The 5,943-nt window shown below is 65.8% G+C and carries 6 protein-coding genes; 3 read left to right on the top strand and 3 right to left on the bottom strand.

What is annotated here, in order from left to right; all coding sequences use genetic code 11:
- Window positions 1-1,381: DNA polymerase III subunit alpha (gene dnaE / locus VDP82_RS12710; RefSeq protein ID WP_323015217.1), on the bottom strand; the 1,381-nt coding region annotated here is incomplete at its 3' end.
- Between the two features lie 493 nt (window positions 1,382-1,874).
- On the opposite strand from dnaE, the gene VDP82_RS12705 reads away from it, so the two are divergent.
- A complete protein-coding gene (locus VDP82_RS12705) occupies window positions 1,875-2,519 on the top strand; it encodes a YoaK family protein (protein ID WP_323015216.1) in 645 nt (214 codons plus the stop codon).
- A 41-nt stretch (window positions 2,520-2,560) separates the two neighbouring features.
- On the opposite strand, the gene VDP82_RS12700 is transcribed toward VDP82_RS12705, so the two are convergent.
- Both VDP82_RS12700 and VDP82_RS12695 read right to left on the bottom strand, forming a co-directional pair.
- Window positions 2,561-2,830, bottom strand: a complete 270-nt coding sequence (locus VDP82_RS12700) for a hypothetical protein (protein ID WP_323015215.1) — start codon at window positions 2,828-2,830, stop codon at window positions 2,561-2,563.
- An 86-nt stretch (window positions 2,831-2,916) separates the two neighbouring features.
- On the bottom strand, window positions 2,917-4,500 hold the full coding sequence (locus VDP82_RS12695) for an SPOR domain-containing protein (RefSeq protein WP_323015214.1): 1,584 nt from the start codon (window positions 4,498-4,500) through the stop codon (window positions 2,917-2,919).
- A 302-nt stretch (window positions 4,501-4,802) separates the two neighbouring features.
- Between VDP82_RS12695 and clpS the strand changes: the two genes are divergently transcribed.
- Complete coding sequence (clpS, locus tag VDP82_RS12690; protein ID WP_323015213.1) at window positions 4,803-5,249, top strand: ATP-dependent Clp protease adapter ClpS; 447 nt, start codon at window positions 4,803-4,805, stop codon at window positions 5,247-5,249.
- Between the two features lie 9 nt (window positions 5,250-5,258).
- On the top strand, window positions 5,259-5,943 hold a 685-nt coding region (locus VDP82_RS12685; protein WP_323015212.1), incomplete at its 3' end, for a Clp protease N-terminal domain-containing protein.

Genomic DNA, 5,943 nt, shown 5'->3' with positions numbered 1-5,943 from the left:
CGACATCGCGCAGCACGGCGCGCGCCTGCAGCGTTCCGAAGGTGATGATCTGGGCGACCTGGCTGGCGCCGTATTTGCCCTGCACATAGTCGATGACTTCCTCGCGCCGGTCCTGGCAGAAGTCGATGTCGAAGTCCGGCATCGAGATGCGCTCGGGGTTGAGGAAGCGCTCGAACAGCAGGTTATAGCGCAGCGGATCGAGGTCGGTGATGGTGGTGGCATAGGCCACCAGCGAGCCGGCGCCGGAGCCGCGCCCCGGTCCCACCGGGATGTTCTGCGCCTTGGCCCACTGGATAAAGTCCGCCACGATAAGGAAATAGCCGGGAAACTTCATCTTCTGGATGATGCCCAGCTCGAATTCCAGCCGCTCCCGATACTCCTGCTCGGTCTTGCCAGGCGCGATGCCGGTGGTGGCCAGCCGCCGCTCCAGCCCCTCCTCGGCCATTCGGCGCAGCGCCTCCGCCTCGGCGGCCACCGCCTCCTCCTCGCTCACATCGGGCGCGGCGGCGAATTTGGGCAGGATGGGATCGCGCGTGCGCGGCCGGTAGGAAACGCGCCGGGCGATTTCCACGCTGGATTCGAGCGCCTCGGGAATGTCCGAGAACAATTCCATCATCTCGGCGCGGGTCTTGAAATAATACTGGTCGTTGAGCTTGCGCCGCTCGGTCTGGGCCAGCACCGTGCCCCCGGCAATGGCCAGGAGCGCGTCATGCGCCTCGAATTCCCTGGCCGATTTGAAGAAGGGCTCGTTGGTGGCCACCAGCGGAATGCCCTTGCGATAGGCATAATCGATCAGGCGCGGCTCCACCCCCGCCTCCTGCGGCCGGCCATGACGCTGCAATTCGATATAAAGCCGATCCCCGAACAGCCCCGCCAGCCGGTCGAGCCGGCGCACCGCATTGGCGTCCTGCCCCTGGGCGAAGGGCATGTCGATGGCCCCTTCCGGCCCGCCGGTAAGGCAGATCAGCCCCTCCAGCGCCTCGGGAGCCAGCCAGTCGAGATGCGCCTGGGCCAGCCCGTTCTCGCCTTCCAGATAGGCGCGCGACACCAGCCGCGAGAGATTGGCGAAGCCGATGGCGCTTTGCGCCATCAGCACGATGCTGGACTTGCCCGACCAGGCGATGTGACCGCGCTCGCTGATGCGCTCCTCGGCAGCGGCGAAATCGACCGGCAATTCCACCCCGATCAGCGGCTGGATGCCCTTCTTGGTCGCCTTTTCGGAAAATTCCAGCGCCCCGAACAGATTGCCGGTATCGGCGATGCCCAGCGCCGGCTGGCTGTCCTCCTTGGCCAGCTTCAGGATGGTTTCGAGCTGAAGCGCGCCTTCGAGCAGCGAAAAGGCCGAGTGGACGTGCAGGTTGATAAAGCCGGGACCGTTCATGATCGACCTTTAGGGCCAGCCGGCGGCGCGGTCAAACCGCTTGCCGCGGGCATTCCACAGCCATGCTCACACGAGTCGGGTGAGCACATCCATCCAGGTCAGCGAGCCGACGGTAAAAGCCCCAAGCGTGACGAATGCGGCGAAGTCCTTGAGAAAAACGAGCATCTGCATCTCCCGTGTTGCTATAATGTTCTTATAAGTTCCTTGTTTGTTCATGTCTAGTGGGAAGAACGGGAACAGCGGGGATCGGCCGTCTCTGGTTAGCAAATCGTTAGGAAAGTCCGGCAAGGCCGGGATTCCCGCGCCGGCTGGGCGCGCGGCGTGCGGCCGGGCTTGCGCGGCGCGCAGCGGCTTGCCAGTGTCCCCGCGCCCGGAGCGCCCGACGATCCGATGGAGTCGGATCGTCGGGCGCTCCACCAATTTGTTACCGCATCGGAGCGATCCGAAAACCGCTTCGCACTTTTCGGTCCGATGCCCTGGCCCGGAGTCCCTCGTGACACCCACTTCCAAACTCAGCCTCGGCCTGCTGCTCACCGCCGCCGCAGGCTTTGCCGATGCCGTCGGCTTCATCGAGCTCGGCGGTCACTTCATTTCCTTCATGAGCGGCAACACCACCCAATTGGGCAATGCCCTGGTGGAGGGGCTGTGGCCGGTGGCGCGCATGACCGGCTCGCTGGTGCTGCTGTTTTTCCTGGGGAGCCTGGCCGGCTCGCTGGCCGCCATCTGGGCCGGGCCGCGCTGGGGTTCGGCGGCGGTGACGGCACTGGTGCTGGTCAGCTTCGCGGGCACCCTGGCATTGGCCGGGCTGGGCCTGCCGGCGCAGCAATTCATGCTGGTGCTGGCCACCGGCGCCGGCGCACAGAACGCCATATTGCCATCGGTGGGCTCGGTGCGGCTGGGAACCACCTTCGTCACCGGCACGCTGTTCACCGCCGGGCAGGACCTGGCCCGGGCGCTGTGCCGCCAGGCGCCGCCCTGGCGCTGGGCCCAGCATATGCTGGTCTGGGCCTCGCTGCTCGCCGGTGCGCTGCTGGGTGCGGGGGGCCATCAGCGGTTCGGCCTGGGCGCGCTCTGGGGCCCGGCCGTGCTCTATGTCGTCTTTCTTTTGGCCTTCAGCCTGCGCCGCCCGGCGCGATAGGGCCGTTCAGCCGATCAGGTGCCCCTGCCCGGGGGCCGGCTTCAGCGCTGGCCCAGGTCGAGCCATATGGCGCGGCGCCCGCCGGGGGCGAAGACGTCGAGGTCGATGCCCACCGGCTCCTGCACCATGCGGCGGGTGCGGGCCGACAGGGCCAGCACCACCGCCAGCATGTCGCCCACCCCGCGCCGGCGCGGCAGCATGCGCTGCGTCATGCCGGCCAGGGCGCGATTGCGCATGGCCATGTCCTCGGCCGCCAATGGCGATTGACCGGCGAAGCGGGCCAGTTCCTTGAGGGCAGTATGTTCGCTCATCGGGCTACTCCAGACACAAGCACCAATTTGCAGTTCTCGCGGGCCGGCGCCGTGGCGTCGAACCTCTTTTCGTCACCGGCCCGGGCTCAGCTCTGCATCGCCAGGCAGCTCAGATTCTGCTGCTTGAGCTGGCTGCACATGGCGTTGGCATCGTCCCGGCCGCCGAAGCCGACGAAACGGGCGCGATAGAAAACCTGGCCGTTCTTTTCGAACCGCTCCACATAGGAGCGGAAATCGCCGAGCGTGCCGACCTTGCCGGCCGCGTCGGAGAGCAGCGCCCGGGCGCTGTCCTCAGAGGGGCCGGCGCCGATCTGCACCACCCAGCCGCCCGGCGCCGCGCCTTCGGCGGTCTGCACCGAACCCGAGGTCAGCAGGTCGATGGGCTGCGAGCCGCCGCCGCCGATATTGGCCGGAGGCTGCATGTCGAGCGGGGCGGAAGGCGCGGTCTGGCCAAGGGCCGCCGGCGGCGCGCCCAGATTGTAGGAATCGCTGAGCCAGGCCCCGATCACGTCCTGGCTGGGATAGGCCGGCTGCGGCGCCTGGCTGGGCGCGGCCAGCACATTGGCGGCCTGCACCGCCGGCTGCAATCCCAGATTGGCGGGCATCGGCGCGGGGGCCGGCGTGCTGGCGACCAGGGTTTCGGGCATGGGCTGGGTAAGCGGGGCCTGCGGGCGGGCGCCATTGGCGGCCACCAGTTCGGCCAGGCGGAAGCCGGGCAGCGGCATCGGCATGACGAAGACCGGGCGCGTCGGCTGGGCGACGGCCACCTGCACATTGCCGCCCTGGCGGCCCGGCACGGGGATCTGCGCCACATAGGTGCCGCTGCGGCTCTTGGGCAGGTAATTGGCCACGAGCTGGCGCACCTTCTCGTCGCGGGCGGCGGCGGTGTTGAAGCCGAAGGCGACGACCACGATATGGCGGCCATCCTTGCGCGCGGCGGTCAGCAGGTTCGAGCCGGCGGCGTTGATATAGCCGGTCTTGATGCCGTCCACGGCGCCCATATAGCCCAGCACGCGATTGTGATTGCCATAGGTCGCCTTGCCGTAGCTGAAGCTCTTGGTCTGGAAATACTCGTAGTAATTGGGGAAATGCTGGTAGATGGCGATGCCCAGGATCGCCTGGTCGCGCACGGTGGTGAGTTGACCGCCATCGGGCAGGCCCGAGGCGTTGCGATAGGTGGTGTTGCGCATGCCCAGGGCGCGGGCGGTGGCGGTCATGCGCTCGGCGAATTTGGATTCCGAGCCCGAGATATGCTCGGCGATGACGCGGGCCATGTCATTGGCCGACAGCGTCACCAGCGACTTGATGGCGTCTTCCACGCTGATGGTGGCGCCGGCGCGCAGCCCCAGCTTGGTGGGCACGGCGGCGGCGGCATGGGCCGACACGGTCATCTTGGTGGAGAGCTTGATATTGCCCGCGCTCAGTTCCTGGAACAGGATGTAGAGCGTCATGACCTTGGCCACGGATGCCGGATAGCGCTTGGCGTCGGCGGCTTCTTCGTAAAGCACCTTGCCCGACTTGGCATCGACGACGATGCCCGCATATTTCCTGAGATTTTCGATTGCCTGGGCCGGCGCCGCCATTGGCAGGCCGACGGCCACAACGACGAGGACTGCGGCAAAGGCACGCAACAACGTGACGTGCCATGGGGTTTTCGCCTGGGAAGCCACCCGGTACTCCAACTTTTACTCGAGAGGCACTTCTGTGCCTTACGCAACGCAACTTGCCGTCTCCTCCGGGTGAGCCCCACGCCGCCCGAACGATCCTGCTTTTTGCACCCTAGCGGCGCGCCGTTACGAATCCGTAAAATGCAACCGATTTTGGCCGGACTGTTGGAATGATGTGACGATGCCGGCCCCATGAAGGCTCGCTGGCGGCGGGACGAAAACCGCCACTGCCCCGCCCCATTGCCGGATCAGCATAGGATGCCCCTTAACACTGCGCCGATTTTGCCTACATAATGAGCCTCACCATGCTGCTTCGCCCCGATCACGACCGACGCTCCGCCATGACGAATTTCGACGTAGATTTCGACGCCCCTTCCTTGCTCCGCCCGTCTCCGGTTTCCCGGCGGCTTGCGGCTGGCCCGGAGGGAGAGGGCAATGGCGATGGCGGCAAAAGCGGGGTGGAAACCGGGACCGTGACCAAGACGCGTCCCAAGACCAAGCGCCCGAGCCTTTATCGGGTGCTGCTGCTCAACGACGACTACACGCCGATGGAATTCGTCGTTCTGGTCTTGCAGGATGTCTTCAACAAATCGCGTGAAGACGCCATGCAGATCATGCTGCATGTTCACCAGACGGGGGTGGGTGAGTGCGGCGTATATCCATATGAGGTGGCCGAGACCAAGGTCACCCGGGTCATGGATACGGCACGCAAGAACCAGCATCCGCTGCAATGCGTGATGGAAAAGCAATAGGAATATCACATGCCCTCATTTTCCCGCGGACTTGAAAAGGCTCTGCATCAGGCGATGAACCTGGCGCGTGAGCGTCATCACGAGTTCGCTACGCTCGAACACCTGCTGCTGGCCCTGACCGACGACCGTGAAACGATCGCCGTTCTGACCGGCTGCGACGTCGATATCGACGCGCTCAGGAGCGATCTCGAAGATTTCATCAACGAGGAGCTCGACAGCCTCATCGTGGCCAATGGCCAGGATGCGCGGCCCACGGCCGCCTTCCAGCGCGTCATCCAGCGCGCGGTCATTCATGTGCAGTCCTCGGGCCGCGAGGAGGTGACCGGCGCCAATGTGCTCGTCGCCATCTTCGCCGAGCGCGAGAGCCACGCCGCCTATTTCCTCGAACAGCAGGACATGAGCCGGCTCGACGCGGTCAATTTCATCTCCCATGGCATCACCAAGTCCGGCCCCAGCGAAGAGCGCAAGGTGCGCGGCGCCGAGGACGGGGAGAGCCATGGCGAGGGCGGCCCGGAGGCCAAGAAGACCTCGGCCCTGGCCGATTTCTGCGTCAACCTCAACGACAAGGCCCGCCAGGGCAAGATCGACCCGCTGATCGGGCGCGATGCCGAATTGCGCCGCACCATCCAGGTGCTGTGCCGCCGTTCCAAGAACAATCCGCTCTATGTGGGCGATGCCGGCGTCGGCAAGACCG

The organism is Devosia sp. (assembly GCF_034675085.1).
GTDB lineage: Bacteria > Pseudomonadota > Alphaproteobacteria > Rhizobiales > Devosiaceae > Devosia.
Note: the sequence above shows the minus strand (reverse complement) of the source record. Positions and strands in the feature narration are given on the sequence as shown.